Here is a 22,727-nt window from a genome sequence, read left to right as displayed (position 1 = left end):
CATATGTCCTTAATTGAACATATTGCTTAATTTTAATTCATATAAAATTATATTAATAAAATATTTATCTTTTGGCATAAGCGTTGAAAAGTTTCGAGTACTTATATTGCTCCCATGTTTAAAAACTACCTGAAAATCGCTATCCGCAATCTTGTCCAAAATAAAATCTATTCTTTCATCAATATTGCAGGACTTGCTATTGGTCTCACCTGCGCGATGCTGATACTACTCTATGTAAAAGATGAAGTGAGCTTTGACCGTTTTCATAAAAACAGTGCCGGCATTTACAGAATAGTTTCCAGCATAGTTATCAATGGTACGGACCATCGTTCCCCCAGCACAGGCTTATTACAGGGGCCCAGGTTTTCGCAGAATGTAAGTGGCATCAAATCATTTGTACGCGTTCAGGACGGTCGGGTAGATTTAAAAAAGGGTACTGACGTAGAAAGCAGAGATCTCCTTTTTGTAGATCGAAACTTCCTGTCGGTATTTACCTTTCCTTTAATTGACGGGGATGCGCAATCTTGTTTAAAAGACCCACATTCCGTTGTACTTACAAAGGAAGAAGCAAAAAAACAATTTGGTACCGAAAATGCAGTCGGCAAGATGCTTATGCTAAAGGAGAATGATAAATTTGTGCCGTACCAGGTAACTGCTGTTACAGAGAATTGCCCGCAAAACTCCTCCATTCAATTCAAGATCCTCCTGCCTTTCAGAGAAACAGAAGCGGAGTTGAATAATAACGAAAACTGGTTTGCCTATTATCTTAATACCTTTGTTGAACTGGAGGATAACGCTAATCCGGATGCGGTTGCTCAGCAAATGCAACGATTTTATGTGAAAGATGCAAGCGCGACGCGGAAAGCTATGGATACCCGTTTTGGAATTTATGATAATTCCCATTTGGAAACCTATTTCCTTCAGCCATTTCTCAACATACATCTGAGTAAAGAACTATCAGCGCAGAATGGTCTGCAAAAGGCCGGCAATCCTATTTATGCTTATATTCTTTCCGGCATAGCACTTTTTGTGCTCCTCATTGCAAGTATCAATTTCGTAAATCTTACTGTTGCGCGTTCTGTAAGACGTGCTAAAGAAATTGGGATACGTAAAGCTATAGGAAGTGACAGGAAGCAACTTATCATACAATTTCTGGGAGAATCGTTTGTATTGTCCGCTATAGCTTTTGTTTTGGCCATTGGTCTGGCACAACTGATACTGCCACTGTTTAACGAATTGGCAAATAAAAAGCTGGCAATTAGTTATCTGCTCGATTTTAAACTGGTGGCAGGTTATTGCGCCCTCTTCCTGCTTACTGGTTTACTCGCCGGGTTCTATCCGGCCATGATATTATCAGGATATAAACCTATTGATATTCTCTATAGCAGGTTTACGCTGAAAGGCAACGGAGGATTGCAGAAGTCGCTGGTGGTTTTACAATTCACACTTGCTACCTTTTTAATTATCGCAACGTTTACGATCTATTCGCAGTTTAATTATCTTACTAAGGCCGACTTAGGATATGATGATCGTAACATCGTAGTGGTTAGTAAAGATAATATGTCGCATCAGGAGGCGGCAGCCTTTAAACACGAGCTGCTTAACAATCCTGATATTGCATATGTGGCTCCTAAAAATGGAGGTTCCTGGGGAACTGCCGCCAGAGTGGATAACGATTCATCTGTCAGCTTTGCATGGGAAACGATAGACGAATCTTATTTGCAAACGTTAAAGATCCCTTTGGTAAAAGGCAGAAATTTTTCAGTTGATCATCCAGGCGATTCCACCCATGCTGTTCTGGTCAATGAAACTTTTGTAAAAACGGCCGGATGGAAAAATCCTATTGGTAAAGCAGTGGTTTTTAACTTTCAGAATAATAAAACATATGAAGTAATTGGTGTAGTAAAAGATCATCATTTTACTACCCTTAATGAACGAATAAGGCCCCAGTTGTTTACCATGGCCAATTCCAATGCGTATGGAACTTTTTATATTAAAATACGTCCCAACACAGCTACCCGCAGCCTTAAATATATAGAAACAAAGTTCAGAGGATTTTTTCCTTTCAGCCCGTATACCTATGTATTCAAGAATGAAGTGAATCAGCGGAATTATGAGTCAGAAGCCAGATGGAAACAAATTATTTTATTTGGCGCTATTCTTACCATTTTTATAAGCTGCATAGGATTGTTTGGTCTTTCTGTGCTGTCAGCTGAAAAGCGTACGAAAGAGATAGGTATTCGAAAAGTATTGGGTGCATCTGTCCGGCACATCGCAACAGTGCTGTCTTTAGAATTTGTGAAGCTTGTGATCGTTGCACTGATAATAGCCATCCCGCTGGCATGGCTGGCGGGTGCAAAATGGCTGGAGAATTATCCTTACAGGATCACTATGGGCTGGACCTTATTTGGCTGGGCCGGAATGCTGGTGTTGCTCATTGCCGTGTGCACTGTCAGCTTCCAGGCTGTAAAAGCTGCATTGGCGAATCCTGTTAAAAGCCTTAGAAGCGAATAGACTTTCGTACAATTTTGAATCGGTTTTATGGGATTATGAAGATGAAACTGTATCTTCATAACCCTATAAAACGCCCATGAAACAACTACTCACCTTTAAAAGATTTAATACTGCAGAAGAAGCTGCCGACATTGTCTCCCTACTTCAGCAACATAATATTCCTGTACAATATGAAGAAGAAGTGGTACTTCTGGATAAGATGTATGCGGGCCAGAACTTCGACCAGCTACACCTGGTGAAAATTCCCGCAGATTGTTTCGCTCAGGCAGATGCATTGTTGAGAAGCCGGATCAAAGTCTCTTCTGAAGATGTAGAACCGGATTATTATCTGCTGTCTTTTTCCACTGAAGAATTGAAGGAGGTCATCAGCAAGAAAGACGAATGGGGCGATTTTGATTATGCACTTGCATTGAAACTGCTGGAAAAACAAGGTATTTCATATTCCCGGGAACAATTACAGCAGCTTGGGAACAGCCGGTTAGCAACACTTTCTCAGCCACAGGAACTGCCTGCTATCTGGCTGTTTATAGGATACCTTTCTCCCTTCCTGATTTTTGCGCCTATTCCTTTGCCGGGGATGACCTCCTTTATTGGAATTTTTATAGGCGGATTTGTTCGCCTGACAAAGAAAACGCTGCCAGATGGCTCGCGCGTAGCCGCCTTCTCACCGAAGGCACGAAATCAGGGTAAGTGGATGATCATTTCCGGAATAGTGTTAATGGCTATATGCTGGACTTTATTTTTCAGGTTCATACGTAAGTAGATAACAATCCCTTCCCTGAGCCACCCAGACAACTAATTTGAGCCATTCAGAAAACACCCCGCACTCCTCCAAACCCGATCTTTGTGTCGTTAATCAATAAAACAACACCAATGATCGAGAAAATAACTTTAGGCAAAAACGGACCTCTCGTTTCCAAACTTGGCTTAGGCTGTATGCGCATGTCGCCGGTTTGGGGAGGGCAGGCGCAGGATGAAAATGAATGCATCGCTACCATCCATGAAGCGCTGGACAATGGTATTAACTTTCTGAACACGGGCGACTTCTACGGCGCCGGCCATAATGAACTGTTGGTGGGCAAAGCCCTCAAAGGCAGGAGAGACGAGGCTTTTATTAGTGTTAAATTTGGCGCTGTCTTCTATGGAGGCCGCTTACTGGGACTGGATCTGCGTCCCAGTTCCATCAGGAACTTCATCAATTATTCCCTGGTACGTCTGGGCATTGATACGATAGATCTCTATCAACCGTGCCGGCTTGATGACAGTGTTCCTGTTGAAGATGTAATCGGAACAGTGGCCGACCTGATCAAAGAAGGAAAGGTACGCTACCTCGGTGTGTCTGAAATAACCGCCGATCAACTGCGTAAAGCAAATAGCGTTTACCCGGTATCGGCGCTGGAAATAGGCTATTCATTGGCTGACCGTCAGATCGAAAGTAACCTGCTCCCTGCTGCCAAAGAACTGGGGATAGGAGTGGTTGCATTTGCCAATACCGCCGAAGGGTTGCTTACGGGCAACATGAAGGCACCACTTCCCGACAATGCCTACCAGCATCATTTTTCACGTTTCCAGGGAGATAACCTGGTAAAGAACCTGGAGAAAGTGGAAGTATTAAAGGAGATGGCAAAGAAGAAAGGATATACGCCCACTCAGCTGGCAATTGCCTGGGTGAATGCGCAGGGAGATCATATCATGCCTTTGGTAAGTATGAGCCGGAGATCCAGGCTGCCGGAAAATATGCAGGCCATGAAGATTGAGTTTACTACGGATGAGCTCCATACACTTAACACACATTTTGCGCCGGGCGCAATGCTGGGAGGAACTTACCTGCAGAGATAGCATATAAGCACTGCCAGTTTTATATCTTTGCATCATGACCAATCCAACTGAAATAATCCCCGGAGTTATTTTTTTCTCCTTTCACTCAACAATGAGAAAAGAGAAGGTAGCGTTTATGGAGCATAGCACTTTGGTGATGCAGATTTCAGGCCGTTTTACGCTGGAAACAGCCAGCCAGAAAATTTCAATGGGAAAGGGCGAAATGTTGCTGATCCATAAAAATCAACTCGGGCAAATCATCAAGAACCCATTAGATGGGGAGGAGTATCAAACCATTGTTATCCGCTTGAAAGAAGACATGCTCCGGCAGATTGCCCTTGAAGAGCAGATAGAGGTGGAACAAAAATACACAGGGCCCTCCAACGTACGTATACCGGTAAATGATTTTTTGCATGCTTTCTTTCAATCCATGCTTCCATATGTTCGTCATCCGGATGAAAAGATCACCCAAATGGTGAGTATACTAAAAGTTAAAGAGGCCGTATATCTTCTCCTGAATATTATGCCTGAGCTCAGAAATTTCTTATTCGACTTTTCGGAGCCTTATAAAATGGACCTGGAGAAATTCATGATCAGCAATTTTCATTACAATATTCCCGTCGAAAAATTTGCACGGCTCAGCGGAAGGAGTCTTGCCGGATTTAAGCGCGACTTCCAAAAGATATTCGGAATGGCTCCCCGTCAATGGTTACAGGAAAGAAGACTGGCTGAAGCCCGGCATCTTATAGAAAAAAAGAACAAAAAGCCATCTGAGTTTTATCTGGACCTGGGTTTTGAAAGCCTTTCTCATTTCTCCCATTCTTTTAAAAAGAAATTCGGCAAGACGCCCACCGAATGGCCGGTACAGGCGTAAGACGGATCATATGATTTACACGAAGACCTGCTACGGAAGCAGGTCTTTTTGTTTTTTTGCGCTTATCGGTTATCTTTGGCTGATATCTGTATTTATTGATAAAGAAAAAAGAGTGTTTAGTAAACAATTATCGATATGTTTTTCGTCAGTGAGGCAAAAATAACAGGACCATCTACCTACCAAACACCATTACAACAAATGGTATATGAAATGTTCAGCGAAAAAGGAGTGAAGTATGAAAGGGTAGATACTGATCCTGCTATTACTATGGAAGATTGTATCAGGATAGATGAACGACTGGAGATGAAAACAGTAAAGACACTTTTTCTCTGTAATCGGCAGCAGACAAACTTCTACCTGGTGGTTACTACTGCCGTAAAGCCTTTTAAGACTAAAGATCTGAGTGCTGCCCTGGGAATTTCCCGTTTATCTTTTGCATCAGTTGAATTGCTGCATTCCATACTCGGAACGCCTGTAGGCGCGGCCACTGTATTAGGCCTGCTGTTAGACGTGACGAAACATGTGCAATTGGTGATCGACTATGATGTGCTCCTGGAAGAATGGTATGGCTGCAGCGATGGCACTACCACCAGTTATCTCAAGCTTAGTACTGAATGGGTGATGAACGAATTCATTACCTCTACCGGTCATACGCCGAAATTTGTGCAATTGTAGCCGTCGGGCTGTATTTGAAATGTGAAACATTTTCAGCAACTTCGCATCTTCGCGAGTTGAATCAACCAGAAATCATGCAGGATGAAAAAGATATATGGAATGCTTTTCGTTCAGGAGATGCGTCTTCCCTGCAAGCTATTTTTGATAAATATTATTCCCCTCTCTTTAACTACGGACACCGGTTTTCAGCTGATGATCATTTAATAGAAGATGCACTACAGGAGCTGTTTGTAAAGCTCTGGAAAAACAGGGAAAGTATCAGGGAAACTGATTCAGTGAAGAATTATCTGTACAAGTCGTTTCGCCGGGTGTTATTACGTATGCTGGAAGTACAACAGCGGAATCATACCTTTTCTGTACTGGACGAATGGCCTGAATGGGGCCAGGAACTAGCATATGATCAAACAATGATCAGCCGGGAACGACTGGAAAAAATACGCGGAAACCTGGTGGCAGCATTAACAAAAATGACTCCCAGGCAAAGGGAAATTATACACCTCCGTTATTATGAAGAAATGGAATACGACGAGATCGCCGCACTCATGCAGCTTTCCGTATCCAGTACCTATAAGCTGGTGTATAAAGCAATAGAAACCCTCCGGCAATATCTGTCCAAATCTGATCTCCTTATTTTGTCTGCCCTTATTTCTTTGAAAAAAATTTAAGGCGGTATCGTTTTTTCAGATTGTTTTTAGAAAATATTCATTTTCTGCCCCTGAAAATAAAATTATTGATTTTTTAACCCGGTGAAGGGATAAAATTTCAGCCAACGGTGTATATATAATCAGCTATGGACGATCAGCACAGGAATTATACGCAGTATACTGCTACTTCTTTTTTCGAAGACGAAGCGTTTATTCATCATGTTTTGAAGCGGGATGACGCGGCGGTAGCATACTGGCAGCAGCTAATCAGCCAGTATCCGGATAAGCAGGCTGCCATGGAAGAAGCCCGGATCTGGATCCTGCTGCTGAATAAGCAACCAGTATATACTCCTGCAACTGATAGCAGCCAACTTTGGAGTAAAATTGCCAGCGAAATAACAGTGCATGAACATCAGCAGCAACGGATTTACCAACCATTGAAACGCGTTGCCAAATGGACGGCCGCTGCTGCAGCAGTGGTGTTGTCTATGATGCTTATCAGGGAACTTTCCTCTCACGGGGAAAAGACTTTCAGCACTGCATTTGGAGGTCATCAACAGGTAGTACTGCCTGATGAATCGGTGGTTACGTTAAACGGGAATTCTGCTATTCACTATTCCCGCTCCTGGGAATCTGATAAGCCCAGGGAAATCTGGCTGAGAGGAGAGGCCTATTTTGAAGTAAAACACGTAGCTATCAGGAACAGGCTACGGCAATCGGATTCGTTTCATGTGCATGTCAGTGACCTGTCACTAACGGTAATGGGCACACGATTTAATGTAAGAAGCCGCCGTAGCCTCATTGAGATATCTCTGCTGGAAGGAAGTCTCAGAATTGAAAAAAACGGATCAGGAGCATTTGTCAGAATACTCAAGCCGGGCGAGGCTTTTGTGTATGACAGCAGCAGGCAACTGCTTACTGCCATGGAAAGAAAACCACAGGCCAACAAAGCCTGGACCACCAACGAAATGGACCTGGATGGTTACACCCTTCGGGAAATACTGGATGTACTGGAGGACAATTATGGTTACGAGATCACCCTGGAAGCTCCGGCGCTTGCACAGAAAAGGCTTTCCGGTACCGTACCCGCCACCAATGCCGACGACATCCTTTTTGTTATCAGGAATGTATTTAATCTTAAAATCAGCAAAAACGCAAATCATTTAATTATCAGCCAAAATTAGTTGCATGTACAGAAGATTGTTATTTGTCATGTGTTGCCTTTGGGCAGCACTGCCGGGGAAGCTATTTGCTCAGCAGCAGATAAAACTAAAAGCCGCACTGGACGAGGTAAAAGCAGTTTATGGTACCAGGTTCTCTTACGAAGAACATCTGCTGGATAACATTTACGTGAATCTGAAAAAACCGCTTACTAAAAAGGAACCCGTAGAAGCGCTCCTGAAAGAATTACTGTACAATAAAGGATTCATTTTCCTTTATGTACAGGAAAATTATTACACCATCATTAAGGATACCCGGCCTCCGAAAGACCAGGAGGCACTACCGGAGCAGGTTCCGGCTGTTGGAGCAACCGAAGATTATGTACAGACGATAACAGGTATTGTAACGGATAAAAATGGTCGCCCGCTGGTAGGAGTTACCGTAATTCCGGAAGGTTATGCTATCCGGTTTGGATCGCTGACAAGCAGTGATGGCAGATATACCTTGCGCCTGAAAGAAAAAACAAATGCTATCGTTTTTACTTATATAGGCATGACTCCACTAAAGGCGGAGGTGGGCGACAAATCTGTTATTAATGCGCAGCTGGAAGAAGACGTACGGCAGTTACAGGAAGTAAATGTGGTGTCCACCGGGTACCAGACCTTGCCTAAAGAGCGGGCCACCGGCGCTTTCGAGCAGATTACCAGCAAGGATCTTAAAAAGGTGCCGGCCGTCAACCTCATGGAACGTATGGAAGGCGTAGCTCCTGGTGTACGTTTTGATGTTAGAAATAACAAGATTTCAATCCGCGGCGTGAACACATTGGGAAGTGGTACCGGAAGTACGCCACTGATTGTGATTGATGGATTTCCCGCCATAGATCAGGATCTGACAAGAAAAACAAATGAAATTGCCAGCGGTGGATCTGTTTTAAGCAGGTATAACCCCGAAGACATCGAATCTATCTCTATCCTGAAAGATGCCGCTGCCACTTCCATCTGGGGCGCAAAAGCAGCAAATGGCGTAATCGTTATCACTACAAAAAAAGGAAAGAAGAATTCTTCCCAGCTCAATTTCAGTACAAACCTCAGTGTTTCCAATCCTGCTAATATGAAAAATCTGAACAGGATGAACACGGCACAATATATTGACCTGGAAAAAGAAATGAAAGATCTGGGCTTTTTCACTGATCCCATTAAATGGGATAACAGCTGGATGACTTTTAATCAGAACAGGCCGGTAAGTGACGCCCTGGAGTGGATGTTTAAGGCAGACAGAGGTACTGCAACAGCAGGTCAGCGCGATTCCGCACTATCAGCATTAAGCAAAATGGATAACCGTAGTCAGATCCGCGACTTATTGTTGCAGCGGGCCGTTTCCCAGCAGTATAATCTTTCCTTTTCCGGCGGGGGGCAACATAGCACTTATTATCTCTCTACCAACTATACCAAAGATGTACCGGTATTCAAAAAAAATAAAGGAGAAAGTTATTTCGTTACTGCCAACCTGAGTAACGAATTGTTTAATAACCGGGTAACTGTGAATACGGGCCTCAATTACAACTATTCGGTAAGCGTTGCCAATACCGCTGCGCTGAATGCCATGGGGAATGGCAGATTGGGCCTGCGCCCTTATGAAATGCTGGCAGATGCCAGCGGCAATCCAATTGCACGCTCCATCGATTTTCGTGATGAAGTAGCCGCCGACTTCCTGAATAAGGGCTATCTTCCATGGACCTATAGCCCTTTACAGGAGCTGAATTACGGGAATTCAACAACGAAAGAAAACCGCTTTCGCTTTACAACGGATATTAATACCAAAATCACAGACTGGATCAATGTAAGTGTGGCCGGATCTCTCCAGCGTAACCTGACAGAAACTACCATCCTGGATGAACTGAACAGCTATAATTCAAGGGTGCTGGTCAATACCGGTACAACTATCGGCGCCAACGGCCGGTTGGTATATGGTGTGCCTTATGGCGGTAAAATGACCAATACTAACGGTAATTCCTTTAACTATGCTTTACGCGGACAGGTAAACGTCAATAAATCCTGGGGAAACATCCTCGCCCTCAATGCCCTGGCTGGTACAGAAATAAGGGAAGATCAGTCGACCGGTTATCAGCAAACCCGCTATGGTTTTGATGGAGATACCTATTCATCGGCTTCCTGGAATCCTACTACATCTTATATGACGGTAATGGGCTGGAGCACTTCTCTGGGTTTCTCTGATGGCGCTATAAATCGTTCTATCAACAGGTTTTTGTCGTACTACGGTAACGGTGCTCTCTCCATACTGAATAATCGTTATATCGTGTCCGGCAGCCTGCGTTTCGACGACTTTACGCTTGCAGGGGCATCCCGCGGACAACGTGCCAGGCCGCTATGGAGTACAGGCCTGAAATGGGATGTGACCGGAGAGCAGTTTATGAAGTCATTGAGCTGGCTGAACAGCCTTAACCTGCGACTTACCTATGGTACCGGTGGCTCCGTACCCATGAGTGCCAGCAATACCGCTATTCTCGATCTGAAAGGGCTGGATCCTTTAACCAGGGAGCCATACGGAAATGTATTATCTCCCGCCAATAATAAAATCAGCTGGGAACTGACAAGGACCCTGAACCTGGGAATAGATGCGGATCTGTTTAACAACCGGCTGCATTTTAGCGTTGACGCCTATACGAAGAAAACTACCGATATTTTATGGTGGTTCCCGGTTAATACCACCTATGGCTGGTCTACCCTTTTATATAATGCTGCCAGCATGAAAGGACATGGTTATGATTTGGGTATAAGGGGAGACATTATCCGCAACAACCAATTCGGCTGGTCGGCCACTTTCAGTTTTGCCTATAATACCAATGAAGTAACAGATGCACGGTTTACACGCCCTACCAGTAGCATGGCTGTATCCGGCAGTACGCCCATAGTGGGGATGCCCAAAGATTATATGTATGCTTATCGTTGGGCCGGGTTGGATAACAAAGGCCGCTCCCAGATATATACGGCAGATGGAAAAATCATCACCGCCGACATGGCCAATAACCAGATCACCGCCAATGACATGGTATATATGGGCCGCACAACGCCACCTTATTTCGGAGGACTTTTCAATGACTTCAGGTATAAATCTTTTTCACTGGGTGTTCGCATGACCTACGAAATAGGACACGTGTTTCGCCGCTTATCTATAGAGAACTACCCAGATTACGCTACCAATAACTATTACGGTCTGATTGGTACGCAGCGCGACCTGGCCGACCGCTGGCGTAAACCGGGAGATGAACAGTTCACCAATGTACCCGGGCTACCCAATGTATCCACCAATAGCAGCAACCGTTACAAGATGGCAGATATACTGGTCGAAAGCGCCAGTCATATAAGATTACAACAGATCTCCCTGGGCTACCAGGTGCCTGCAGCAGCATTATCGCGAATGATGGTAAAATCAGTAGGGCTAAACCTCGCGGTAAGAAATCCTGGTATCATCTGGAAACAAAATAAAGCCGGCATAGATCCCAGTTACGCGATGAGCACCAACTATACCAATCTGCCGCCTGCTCCCAGTTATTTCATGAGCCTGAATGCTTCTTTCTAATACCGGAAAAATGAACGATATGACAATGAAACATATATATCTTTCGCTGTTGGTGTTTGCTGTAGGAACTATTTCCTGCCGCAAGTTCGTGGAGGTGGAACAACCCAACCAGCGGCAATTTAAATATACCGCCGATTTCCAGCGCCTGCTCAACAATATGAGCCTGTTCGAATCTTCTGCTGCGCTGCCGATGTTATCCAGTGATGATATCAACCTGGAATCCAATACCAGCCTGCAGAATCAGCTGACCAACGAATTAGGGAATATCTATACCTGGGCCGCGGACTACTATACCTCCGATCAAAACGATGCAGGCTGGGACCAGCTATATAATCAGATATACGTTTGTAACCAGGTAACAGCAAATGTAATGGCCAGTACCGACGGCTCCATGGAGCAAAAACGCCATGTCTACGCAGAAGCACAAACGCAGCGGGCAGCCACGTATCTGACATTGATCAACCTGTACGCAAGGGTATACAATGCATCTAATGCCGCTGCGGATCCGGGGTTGCCGTTATTACTCTCTCCCGATCTGCAGGTACCGCTTAACCGGGCCTCTGTGAAACAGGTGTACGATCAGATTATCAAAGATCTGACGGAAGCCCTGCCGCAGCTGCCGGACCACCCTTCTTATAACTTTCATCCCGGTAAGGCAGCGGGTTACGGCCTGCTGGCCAGAACTTACCTGTACATGCAACGCTACAGCGAAGCCGCCGACAACGCCGCCAAAGCCCTGGGTGTACAAAGTACGCTGCTGGATCTGAATGATTATGCCGATGGAAAAAATGCCTATCCGCGGAGACTGGATAACGCGGAAGTTATTTTAGGTAAGAAGGCAGGCAAGCCCGGATACCTTGACCTGCCGTTGAGTACGGAGCTGCTGAATAGGCTCACACCCGAAGACCTGCGTTATCAGCTCTTTACCCGTGCCGGTAGCACTTTTCTGCCATCCTTCACCGGACGTGGTTCTTACCGCGATAAAATCTTTATGGGCGACAATGTATCTGTAGGGATCTCTGTACCGGAAATGATGCTGACTCAGGCGGAAGGATTGGCCAGAGCCGGCAGAAAAGACGATGCGATGGCCCTGGTGAATAAACTCAGACAAAAACGATTCCGGCCTGCACAATACGCGGTATTAACAGCGGCATCCAATGATGAGGCATTACGTATAGTCATTGACGAGAGAAGGAGAGAACTGTTTGGCACCGGGCTACGTTGGTTTGATCAACGCCGGCTCAGTATGGAACCTGCTTTGATGGAAACCGTAACGCGTGTATTCAAAGGCGTTACCTATACACTGAAGCCAGGAGACCGTTACGTTTATCCTATCCCTCCAAAGAATATTGAATTGAATCCTGAATTGACGCAAAATCAACGTTAACAACCTTGCAAGATATGAGAAATAGAATCATCGCGTTAGGATGCTGCCTTCTGTCGGGAAGCGCTGCACTTGCCCAGAAAGCGGAGCAGTACCGCAATGCTGATCCCAAAGAACTGGTAAAGAGAACAGATCTGACAGAGCAGCAATTGTCGGATATACAACGATATTACCAGTTTGAACTAAAGGATACCAAAAGAGGGCAGGAGCTACAACAGCTTTTGGTGAACAAGTATCCTAAAGGGGCATTGGCCAGGCTTGCCGCCTTCCACCAGGTATCTTCATTGAAAACCGCGGCGGAAATGACTACGGCTTCAGAAGATTTTCTGAAAACTTTTCCTTATGCAGAATGGAAGGTCAATCCGAACGGCCAGGAGTTTATCTATTATACCATTCACCGGAGCCTGGGAGCTTCGTATATGGATAACCGTAAGTTTGAAAAATTTATGGCTTTCTGCACGCCGCTTAATTTTAAAACAGAGAATGAACTGTACAGATGGAATGTTATGCGGGCCTATGTTTTCAAGACCGTAGGCTATGATACACTTGTTCGTATATCCACCTCACTGATTGATGAGCTGGTAAAAAAAGTAACTGACAGATCTTATGAGGAAAACGGTGTTTTTAATCCGGAACAGGCGGCCGCCAATGCCAGCGAACAACTGGATAACGAACTGAGTACACATATTTCCCTCCTGCATAATCTGAAACAATATACCACCGCTAAAGGATACTTCAAATACCTGTCTGCCAAAGGAGCTTATGCCTCCGCCGATCTAAACAACGTTCGGCTGGATATACTTCGGCAAACCGGTGACCAGTCATCGATACAGGCTTTCCTTGAAAATTGTGTGAGGGCCAATGCCATGACCGCCGGGATGTTTGACGCTTTAAAGGCCATATTCACTGCCAAAAATAAAACCGCCGGTGCATATGATAAATATCTGCTGCAGTTGAAATCAGGTAATGAACAGGAAGAATTGAAGGCGGCGGTACGTGCCCAACTGACTAACCAGGAGTATGTGCCGTTTGCGTTGGAAGATGCCGACGGCAAGATGGTCAGATCCAGTGAATGGGGAGATAAAATTGTAGTGCTGGATTTCTGGGCTACCTGGTGTAAACCCTGTATCAGCGCCTTTCCGGGCATGCAAATGCTGGTCGATAAATACGCATCAGATCCACAGGTAGCTGTTTATATGGTCGGTACTATGCAAACCGGCAACTACAAGGAAAAATCTGTTGGATATGTAAAGCAGGAAGGTTTCCGTTTTCATTTGCTTCATGATGCAGTCAATAAAAAAACAGGTGAGCAGGATCTGGTGTTTAAATCGTTCGTGCCTTTCTTCCAGTCGTCCGCAATTCCGAGGAAGGTGATTCTTAAAGATGGCATAATGCGTTATACTTCTGAAGGCTACTCCGGAAGCCCGAGTAAGCTGGTAGATGAGCTGAGCTATGCCATTGAACTTTTAAAAAACGAAAAATAGGTTATGTTGCTGAAGAAATATGTTATTGTAACATTAGGCCTGGCTGGACTTTCATTATCCACACATGCGCAGGTAAATCCTAAAGAAAAGTTGTGGCAGACCCTGAAAACCATCCAGGAAAACTACGTAGACTCACTGAATGAAGAAACGTTGATAAATGCTGCGATTACAGGCATGATGCGCGAACTCGATCCACATTCGAAATACTTTTCCAGTGAGGAGGCTGCGCAGATGCAGGCGGCCATGAAAGGCAATTTTGCTGGTATCGGCATACAGTATATGATGCAGCATGATAGTCTTTATATCACGCAGGTTATTTCCGGAGGCCCCGCAGAAAGGGCAGGCCTGAAGACGGGCGACAGGATTACCACCATTGATAAGGCATCTGTAAAAGGAGCCACCAACTTCGATATCATGAAGAAAATCAGGGGTAAGAAGGGAACGCCTGTGGCCCTGGAAGTGCTCCGTAAAGGAAACGAAGCCACGTTTACAACGGACATTATCCGGGATGTGGTGGCCGACAGGTCAGTAAGATCTGCTTATATGATCAATGATACAGTAGGATATATATCGTTACGCATCTTCAGTGAAACTACCCGCACAGAAATAGATAAGGCGCTTACACAGCTGAAAGCACAGGGTATGAAAAGCCTGATCCTGGATTTACAGGGTAACGGAGGAGGCTATGTACAGGCGGCAATAGGTGTTGCTGATGAATTTTTACCTAAGGATAAGCTGGTCTTTTATAGTATGGGTAGAGATAAGGGGAAAGATTACTACTACACTGGCGGATTCGGCAATTTTATGGAAGGCAACCTGGTGGTATTGATTGATCAGTACACCGCCTCCGCCAGTGAAATTCTGACTGGTGCACTGCAAGATTGGGACAGGGCAGTAGTTGTAGGAAGAAGAAGTTTCGGTAAAGGCCTGATGCAACGTCCGGTGCCGGTATTCGACGGGGCAGTACTGGAGCTGACAGGCGCCCGTTATTATACCCCTTCCGGCAGATCCATTCAGAAACCTTATAAGGGAGCTGAGTATAACGATAACGTACAAACGCGATTAGCCAGTGGTGAACTGATGCATGCCAATGTTATTCAATTTCCCGATTCGCTGAAATATACTACGCTGGTAAATAAGCGCACTGTCTTTGGCGGTGGGGGCATCATGCCGGATAAATTCATCCCGATTGATACCGTGGAATACAACGGCTGGCTGCAGGATGTATCTGACCATAATCTCGCTGGCAGGTTTACTTTCGATTACCTGGATACTAATCGTGCGGCCCTCTTATCCAGCTACCCTGATTTCAACGCCTTCAACCGGCATTACAACGTGCCCGATTATCTCGTACAGCAGGTGATTGGCGCTGCGGAAAAGGCCGGATTGCCCTTACATCCTTCCAGTAAAGACAGGATCATCAGCTTGTTGTCGCTGGAAATAAAAGGCCAGGTAGCCAGTCAGCTTTTTGCCGGCAATGATTATTATCAGCAGGTTATCAACACTGATAATACCAGCTTCCAGGAGGCTTTACAGCTACTGGAGCAGCCCGGACATTATGCTGTTATATTGAAGAAGACAGCGACAAAAAAAAGTAAGCAACATTGAAAAACTAAAGAGATATGAATCTGAACAGCATGTTTTTTCTGGCGGTGTTGAGCATGCCGGCTCTCGCCATGGCACAGCAGGGGTATACTATCAAAGGCAGCGTAAGTAATATAAAAACTCCGGCGAAAGTATTTCTTACCTATAAGGTAAAAGGAGAGCGGCAGATTGATTCTACTATCATGAAAAACGGAAAGTTTGTTTTTCGTGGGAGTGTTGGCGCTCCTAAAGAAGCGCACCTGCTGGTAAAGCACAGTGATCTGCCACCAGACCCCACTACGCGCCCGGTGGAAGATATTCTGCCATTTCTTATTGAAGACAGAACTATTACGATAGCCGCCGGTGATTCTATCAAAAAAGCGGCTATTACAGGCAGTCCTGTTAATGACGACAATGTAAAGATTACCGCGTTGTTGAAGCCTTATTATGATAAGTATGGCGTGCTGAATGATGAGTTCAAGGGGCAATCCCTCGAAAAGCAGCGGGATACCGCGTATATCGCAAGCCTCGATCGCAGGGCAAATGAGATACAGGGAGAAATCATCGCCGTTAAAATGAAATATGTAAAAGCCAATCTGTCGCGCTATATGGCATTAATGGCTTTTAATTCCACGCTGCCGCCGGAGTTTGATGCAGTGGCAGCTGAAAAGACATTTAATGAGCTGGACCCCGCCATCAGAAAGTCAGATCTGGGGCTGGAGTTGGCGGCAAGAATTGCCAAAGTGAAGAAAACGCAGGAAGGAGCAGAGGCTCCTGATTTCACTCAGACTGACACCAACGGCAAACCGGTGAAGCTTTCTGATTTCAGAGGTAAATACGTACTGCTGGATTTCTGGGCATCCTGGTGTGCGCCTTGCAGGAGAGAAAATCCCAATGTGGTAAAAGCTTACAATGCGTATAAAGATAAAGGCTTCACCGTATTGGGCGTGTCTTTGGATAAAGCCGGCGACAGGGATAAATGGCTGGCTGCTATCGAAAAAGATGGTCTGCCCTGGACACAGGTTACTGACCTCAAAGCCTGGGAAAATGAAGCAGCAAAACTATATGAAGTAAATGCTATACCTATGAATTTCCTTATTGACCCTAATGGGAAAATCATTGCCAAATACCTGCGTGGCGCTACATTGGAGGAAACTTTGCAGAAAGTATTGTCCAAATGATTGGCACGCTAAACCATTAAGAATGGCTTGATGTATTTCTCATAAGCAATATAACCCCCCCCATGCCGGGAGTCTTCCCGGCATGGGTTTAATTGGTTGATTACCCGTTTGCTCCAAATTTTTCTCATTGTGATCTGATGAGCTGTCCAACAAACCATATTTGAGCCATTCAACAAAGTACTTCTTCCCAAATCCCCGGAACTTTGTCCTGTAAAATCTACAGGATATGAAAACTATCAGCAAAGGCTACATCAATGGTGAGTTTGTAGCACTCAACGGTACAGCGGTTTTTGATCTGATCAATCCAGCTAATCATCAAAAGATTGGTGAAGTAACATTAGGCGATGAGACAGATACTCAGCGGGCAATTGCCGCAGCTAAAGCAGCTTTTAAATCGTTTTCCAAAACGAGTGTGGAAGAACGTATTAAGCTGCTGGAAAACTTACGGGATGCCGTTAGTAAGAGAGAAAAAGAATTGACCTCCGTAATGATCCTGGAATATGGCGGTACACAGCAGTTCAGCGCTATGAGCACACAAAACGCTATCGCTTCTTTCGATAATATGATCGAAACGCTTCGTCATTTTGAGTTTCAGCGAAAGGCAGGAAACACGGTGGTGCAGATGACCCCGGTAGGCGTGGTGGGCATCATCACTCCCTGGAATTCCAGCAACAGCTTTGTTTGCAACAAGCTGGCAACGGCTATCGCTGCGGGTTGCACGGTAGTGGTGAAACCAAGTGAAATGAGCGCATTGCAAACGCAGGTACTTACGGAGTGTTTCCACGAAGCGGGCTTGCCGAAAGGACTTTACAATATGATAAACGGATTGGGAAATGTAGTGGGCAACGCCATTACAAACCATCCGGACGTTGCCAAGGTATCTTTCACCGGCTCTACCGTTACCGGAAAACTAATTGCTAAATCTGCCGTGGACACGATAAAACGCGTAACATTGGAGTTGGGTGGAAAATCACCGAATATCATCCTGGACGATGCAAATTTTGAACAGGCCATCCCGCAGGCGGTATTTGGAGCGTATATGAATAGCGGACAGGCGTGCATTGCGCCTACACGTTTACTGGTGCCCAAAACGAAGCTAACGGAGGTGAATCAGCTGGCCAGGGCTGCCGCCGGACAGATAGTAGTAGGGGACCCCGCCAGCAACAACACTAACGTAGGGCCAATGGTATCCGAAAAACAGTTCGAACGTGTACAGCAGTATATCCAAATTGGCCTGGATGAAGGAGCCACCCTGCTGACTGGCGGAACCGGCAAGCCTGAAGGACTTGAAAACGGGAATTTTGTAAAAGCTACCATCTTTACCAATGTCCGTAATAACATGCGCATCGCGCAGGAGGAAATTTTTGGCCCGGTACTTTCTATTATTCCCTACGAAAATGAGGAAGACGCCATCGCTATCGCCAACGATACTACCTACGGACTGGCAGCATATATTACTTCTTCCGACGAAAACCGTGCCCTGCGCGTAGCTTCGCGGATTGATGCCGGAAGGGTTTGCATCAATGGATTCAAACATGATCCGTTGGCGCCGTTCGGCGGGTTCAAGCAATCAGGAATAGGAAGGGAGTTTGGCGCTTACGGACTGGATGCCTACCTGGAACCTAAATCAATACTGGTATAACCAGCAGCCGAAAAAGTTCTATATTTATGAGCATCGCCCGGGTTTTTACCTGGGTGATGTTCTTTACGCAGTCCGGTAAATCATATGTCTGATAATAATAAATACATCAATTACTCCTGCCATTTCGCCGCGTTTCGGGAAGGGGAACAGTTTGTGGTACATCATACTTTGTCGATGATTATTTCGGGAGAAATGGAACTGAATGATGGCACTCAAAGAACGGTATTCAGGAAAGGCGACCTCTATCTGGCCCGGAAAAATAATTTGTTGAAGTTTGAGAAGACGCCAACAGAGAAGGAAGAATTCAAATCCCTGTCTATATGGCTGGATGAAGCAACGCTCAAAGAAGTCTGTGATCAGGAAGCATTCCACCTGGAAGATAAACTGAAAACACCTGCCTTTATTAATTTGTCTGATGCGCAGCATCTGCGTTATTTCATGGAATCCCTGCTGCAGTACCGGGAGCTGCTGGAAAATAAAGCACCGGAATTGCTAAAGCTAAAACAGAAAGAAGTACTGATGTTGCTGTTTGCGTACAACAAAAATCTGAAGAAGGTATTGTTCGATTTTTCAGAGCCGCATAAAATTGATCTCGAAGAATTCATGCAGAAGAACTACCATTTCAATGTTAAGCTGGAACGTTTCGCCTACCTTACCGGCCGGAGCCTGGCTACGTTTAAGCGGGATTTTCAAAAGGCATTTCAGACGTCGCCGCGCAGCTGGCTGCAGCAGCGGCGCCTGCAGGAAGCTTATTTCCTGATCACGCAAAAACGACAGCGGCCTAACGATATTTATCTTGATTTAGGGTTCGAGGACTTATCACATTTTTCATTTGCCTTCAAAAAACAGTTCGGGCAGTCGCCTTCGGAGGCTGGTAAGATTTGATCCGCGAAATGCTTTGCGGTATTTTTTTTCTTATCTTCCTCATCCGGAAAGTGACAACAGACACACTTCTCCTGTTATACCTGACACCGAACCAGCTAATCTCCTTTGTCAGCAATAAAAGCCGCAATGCGGGCGTTTATCCGGTCCTTTATCCACTTGGTTTTGGCGTCGTCGAGGTAAGCGAGAATATTGCCATTATCGTCGTTGAAATCGGTAAATATATCTTCCTGGAATTCCTGTTTTATCTCCTGCATTCTCTTTTCGTTGCTGAAGTCCAGTCGCCCGGTTTTCGATAACGCGCTATCCAGCCGGTTCTTCGTTATGTAACGATCCATTTCATCAACCAGGAAAGTGAGTTCCTCCGCGCGCGATGTAACATCCGGTATAAACGACCATTTTATAGCTTCGTGAAATTTCTTTTCTTCATCGAATTGCGGATTTTTAATCTTGATAATGGGGCGTGTCTCAAAGTCGGTAAGCCCCGAATGGCTTAGAGGTTTGATCACAACGCCTTCTATCAGGTTGGGCGTAATGGAAGGAAGCTGCAACTGTGCAGGAATACCGGAGTTTATATTGATATCAAAATTCAGGGCTTCGCTCAGTTTTCCGGCAAACAGCACCTGGGCATATAGGATGCCGAAACGTTCGAAATACGCCATTGAAACATCGTAATCCAGGTACTTTTTGGATCCTGCCGTATCATTTTCCACTGCAATGTCGAAAGCGCAGAATTGTATCGCGGGGGAATAATACACGCCGGTTTGAATTGCCTGCACCTGCTGATCCGGCGCGACTTCCGGATGAGGGTACCCGCCTCCGAATAGTTCTCCGTAGATGATATACCTATCGGCAGAAATATCCTGTTTTAATTGTTCAAACAGGCTGATTACGTTGTCTTCCATTCGTGCCGCCACGATTTGAAAGCCAAAGAAATCATCATCCCATTTGAGGTAGTCTTTTCGTTTCGCGTATAGCAATTGCTGGCGTTCGTATATAAAGCTGAAATTCGCGCCGTGTATCTTCTCGGTTACCACCCACTTCAATTTATTTAATTCATGTTGTTCTTTCTCAGTAAGGTGAAGGCCTTTCAGGCTCTTTGGCATTTTTTCGTACTCAGAATTCCTGTCCATATCTGTCTCTCTAAAATCATTGATCAATCAACAGCCTGTATAGATAGCGCATGATGAAATATATTCAGTGGATCCCATTGGGCTTTTACACGCTGTAAGCGGGGATAGTTTTCTTTATAATAAAGTGTATGCCATGGAACGCCGGATTGATTCCATTCCGGATCGGCGAGATCCGTATCAGGATGGTTGATCATGCTACCATCCGTTTGTTCGTTAGGTACAGGCACTCCTCCCGAGTCAGGAAAGAGATCCCTGTAAAAATTGCGCACCCAGTTCAGACTTGGCGCTTCGCCTGCGGGATCCATCCAGCCTGTATTGCAGGCTACATCCATCATACAATTTCGTTGAGCCGAGGCCGTAGCATCGGGTGCAATTGTATTTACTTTCCCTCCATAAGTGGCCATGCCGAGGCCGCCGCCAATACCGGCTTCTACTGTCAGATATCTGTAGGCGGTTGCGATCTGACTGTCTGTAAAGGGCCTGCGGAAGAAAGCATCTTTTACTTTTGCCTGCACATTATCGAAGCCGGGTTGAAATAATTCCGGAAAAGGATTGAGTGCAAAGCGTAGCCATGGCGTTTCTTCGAGCTGCAATGAATAAGGGAGCTCAACAGGATCAGCAATGGCCTTCAGGTATGCATCGATAAGTGTGCGTGCGTTTTCACTAATACAAAGTCCTTTTATTTCGATCTTGCCGATGTTGCGATGATTCAAAAACAGGATACTGAATAATGATGTGTAAGGCGAATCCGGACTGCTATGCTGCAGGCTCCACGCTCCAAAATCCTGTACCAGACTGGAAAACGATGATTCGTTAAACTGTTGCCAGTTCCATGCTACCCGGAAAGTGGTGACGGATGCAGGTGCTTTGGGCAATGCTGAAAAAGGATCTGTTCCTGTTGCGTCGGGAGATCTCAGCCAGTAGCGGGTAATAATGCCGAAGTTGCCGCCGCCACCGCCGGTATGGGCCCACCAAAGCTCCCGGTTAGGATCTGTGGCTTCCCGTGTAGCCACCACAGCATGAGCTTTCCCCGAAGCATCCACTGTTACCAGCTCGATGCCGTAAAGATAGTCCGCCGCCAGTCCGTGCTCGCGGCAAAGAAAACCGAATGCACCACCCAGCACATGACCGCCCATGCCTATTCCGGGGTGCTCGCCTGCAGGCAACACTACGCCCCAGCCCAGGAACAGCCTGCGATAGGTTTCACCTACTGTTGTACCTGCCTCCACGGCAAAGGCTCGCTTCTCCGTATCATAATAAACATTGCTCATTAATGATATATCAATAAGTACCTGCACCGCAGGATCTGTTACAAAACCCTCCAGACAGTGTCCGCCACTGCGCACCACCGGCCGTCGTTTCGTGTCTACAGCATCCTGAAGGGCTTCCACCACTTCCTTTGTGGATGCAGGCAAACGGATATAGTCAGGCTTTCCTTTAAAACGTTTGTTGAATCTTTTTTCTACGAGATCAGGGTAGCGTATATCGCCGGGAGTGATCTTTTCCATGGGTTAATTCGGTTACATGATAATAAAAGATAAATATACAATATCGTCCTGCTAATTCAACCTTTCCTCCCATATACTCAGCGCTTTTTTCAACTCCCTATAATCCGGATTATACTCCAGTGAATGAATATCCGAACCATAAGTAACAGCATAACCATTATATAATTGAATCATCTGATCTATTCTATACTCGAGGTAGTGAATGATACAATGTAGCTGCGCGTTATTTAATAACGAAAACCGTTGCCGCTGATAATCGCCATTTAAATCTGAAGTTAGTGTGAAAAGCACATCTGGTGGCTGTATGTTTAGCGAAGCGTATATTTCGTGGCCTGATATATCAGCAATAAGGAATTTAGGCAAATGGAACAGCATTCCTTTGGCATCAAAAAAATGTAGTGAGCTGGCACACCGGGATAGATCGGGGATAGATATTTTATCCCAATCTTTTCTTTCATCCTTTCTTTTCAGCTCCATTAAAGTTTTGGCGTCAGCATAATCATCCAGTCCCTGTCCTTCCCAAAGCCCGACGCCATCGTCCAGCCTGGTGTCTTTAAAGGCTGCGCTGATTTCTGCTATTAATTCCTCTTTATTCATGCGGATCACAATGGTTCTGTTCCGCTAAAGTACAAATATTTGTGAT

The 22,727-nt window shown here is 45.3% G+C and carries 17 protein-coding genes; 14 read left to right on the top strand and 3 right to left on the bottom strand.

The window, feature by feature from the left end:
- Positions 1-114 precede the first annotated feature (114 nt).
- The 14 genes from UNH61_RS14855 (at position 115) to UNH61_RS14790 (ending at position 19,446) form a co-directional block, all read left to right on the top strand.
- The gene (locus tag UNH61_RS14855) at positions 115-2,514 is read left to right on the top strand and encodes an ABC transporter permease (RefSeq protein ID WP_326992740.1); all 2,400 of its coding nucleotides are present in this window, start codon (positions 115-117) and stop codon (positions 2,512-2,514) included.
- A gap of 76 nt (positions 2,515-2,590) precedes the next feature.
- Positions 2,591-3,277: a hypothetical protein gene (locus tag UNH61_RS14850; RefSeq protein WP_326992739.1), complete on the top strand. Its 687-nt coding sequence runs from the start codon at positions 2,591-2,593 to the stop codon at positions 3,275-3,277.
- A 110-nt stretch (positions 3,278-3,387) separates the two neighbouring features.
- Positions 3,388-4,353, top strand: a complete 966-nt coding sequence (locus UNH61_RS14845; RefSeq protein ID WP_326992738.1) for an aldo/keto reductase — start codon at positions 3,388-3,390, stop codon at positions 4,351-4,353.
- A gap of 91 nt (positions 4,354-4,444) precedes the next feature.
- Positions 4,445-5,206 carry an AraC family transcriptional regulator gene (locus tag UNH61_RS14840; protein ID WP_326992737.1) on the top strand — a complete coding sequence of 254 codons (762 nt, stop codon included), beginning with the start codon at positions 4,445-4,447 and terminating at the stop codon, positions 5,204-5,206.
- A 135-nt stretch (positions 5,207-5,341) separates the two neighbouring features.
- Positions 5,342-5,881 (top strand): YbaK/EbsC family protein, encoded by a 540-nt coding sequence (locus UNH61_RS14835; protein WP_326992736.1) that lies wholly within the window; start codon positions 5,342-5,344, stop codon positions 5,879-5,881.
- A gap of 74 nt (positions 5,882-5,955) precedes the next feature.
- Positions 5,956-6,546 carry a sigma-70 family RNA polymerase sigma factor gene (locus UNH61_RS14830; RefSeq protein ID WP_326992735.1) on the top strand — a complete coding sequence of 197 codons (591 nt, stop codon included), beginning with the start codon at positions 5,956-5,958 and terminating at the stop codon, positions 6,544-6,546.
- A 125-nt stretch (positions 6,547-6,671) separates the two neighbouring features.
- Positions 6,672-7,709, top strand: a complete 1,038-nt coding sequence (locus UNH61_RS14825; RefSeq protein WP_326992734.1) for a FecR domain-containing protein — start codon at positions 6,672-6,674, stop codon at positions 7,707-7,709.
- Between the two features lie 4 nt (positions 7,710-7,713).
- On the top strand, positions 7,714-11,286 hold the full coding sequence (locus UNH61_RS14820) for a SusC/RagA family TonB-linked outer membrane protein (protein WP_326992733.1): 3,573 nt from the start codon (positions 7,714-7,716) through the stop codon (positions 11,284-11,286).
- A 19-nt stretch (positions 11,287-11,305) separates the two neighbouring features.
- A complete protein-coding gene (locus tag UNH61_RS14815; protein ID WP_326992732.1) occupies positions 11,306-12,673 on the top strand; it encodes a RagB/SusD family nutrient uptake outer membrane protein in 1,368 nt (455 codons plus the stop codon).
- A gap of 14 nt (positions 12,674-12,687) precedes the next feature.
- Complete coding sequence (locus UNH61_RS14810; protein ID WP_326992731.1) at positions 12,688-14,154, top strand: TlpA disulfide reductase family protein; 1,467 nt, start codon at positions 12,688-12,690, stop codon at positions 14,152-14,154.
- A 3-nt stretch (positions 14,155-14,157) separates the two neighbouring features.
- Complete coding sequence (locus UNH61_RS14805; protein ID WP_326992730.1) at positions 14,158-15,762, top strand: S41 family peptidase; 1,605 nt, start codon at positions 14,158-14,160, stop codon at positions 15,760-15,762.
- Positions 15,763-15,776: 14 nt separating this feature from the next.
- Positions 15,777-16,919, top strand: a complete 1,143-nt coding sequence (locus UNH61_RS14800) for a TlpA disulfide reductase family protein (RefSeq protein WP_326992729.1) — start codon at positions 15,777-15,779, stop codon at positions 16,917-16,919.
- A 226-nt stretch (positions 16,920-17,145) separates the two neighbouring features.
- Entirely contained in the window at positions 17,146-18,561 is a 1,416-nt protein-coding gene (locus UNH61_RS14795) for an aldehyde dehydrogenase family protein (RefSeq protein WP_326992728.1), read from the top strand.
- Positions 18,562-18,645: 84 nt separating this feature from the next.
- On the top strand, positions 18,646-19,446 hold the full coding sequence (locus UNH61_RS14790; RefSeq protein ID WP_326992727.1) for an AraC family transcriptional regulator: 801 nt from the start codon (positions 18,646-18,648) through the stop codon (positions 19,444-19,446).
- 95 nt (positions 19,447-19,541) lie between these two features.
- Here UNH61_RS14790 and UNH61_RS14785 read toward each other — a convergent pair whose 3' ends face one another.
- The 3 genes from UNH61_RS14785 to UNH61_RS14775 are packed head-to-tail and all read right to left on the bottom strand — an operon-like array spanning position 19,542 to position 22,681.
- Positions 19,542-20,576: an RNA ligase family protein gene (locus tag UNH61_RS14785; RefSeq protein ID WP_326992726.1), complete on the bottom strand. Its 1,035-nt coding sequence runs from the start codon at positions 20,574-20,576 to the stop codon at positions 19,542-19,544.
- A 23-nt stretch (positions 20,577-20,599) separates the two neighbouring features.
- Positions 20,600-22,084: an FAD-binding oxidoreductase gene (locus UNH61_RS14780; protein ID WP_326992725.1), complete on the bottom strand. Its 1,485-nt coding sequence runs from the start codon at positions 22,082-22,084 to the stop codon at positions 20,600-20,602.
- Between the two features lie 51 nt (positions 22,085-22,135).
- Complete coding sequence (locus tag UNH61_RS14775; RefSeq protein WP_326992724.1) at positions 22,136-22,681, bottom strand: DUF6714 family protein; 546 nt, start codon at positions 22,679-22,681, stop codon at positions 22,136-22,138.
- Positions 22,682-22,727 lie beyond the last annotated feature (46 nt).

The organism is Chitinophaga sp. 180180018-3 (assembly GCF_037893185.1).
Classification (GTDB): domain Bacteria; phylum Bacteroidota; class Bacteroidia; order Chitinophagales; family Chitinophagaceae; genus Chitinophaga.
This window is presented reverse-complemented; position numbering and strand designations above follow the sequence as displayed.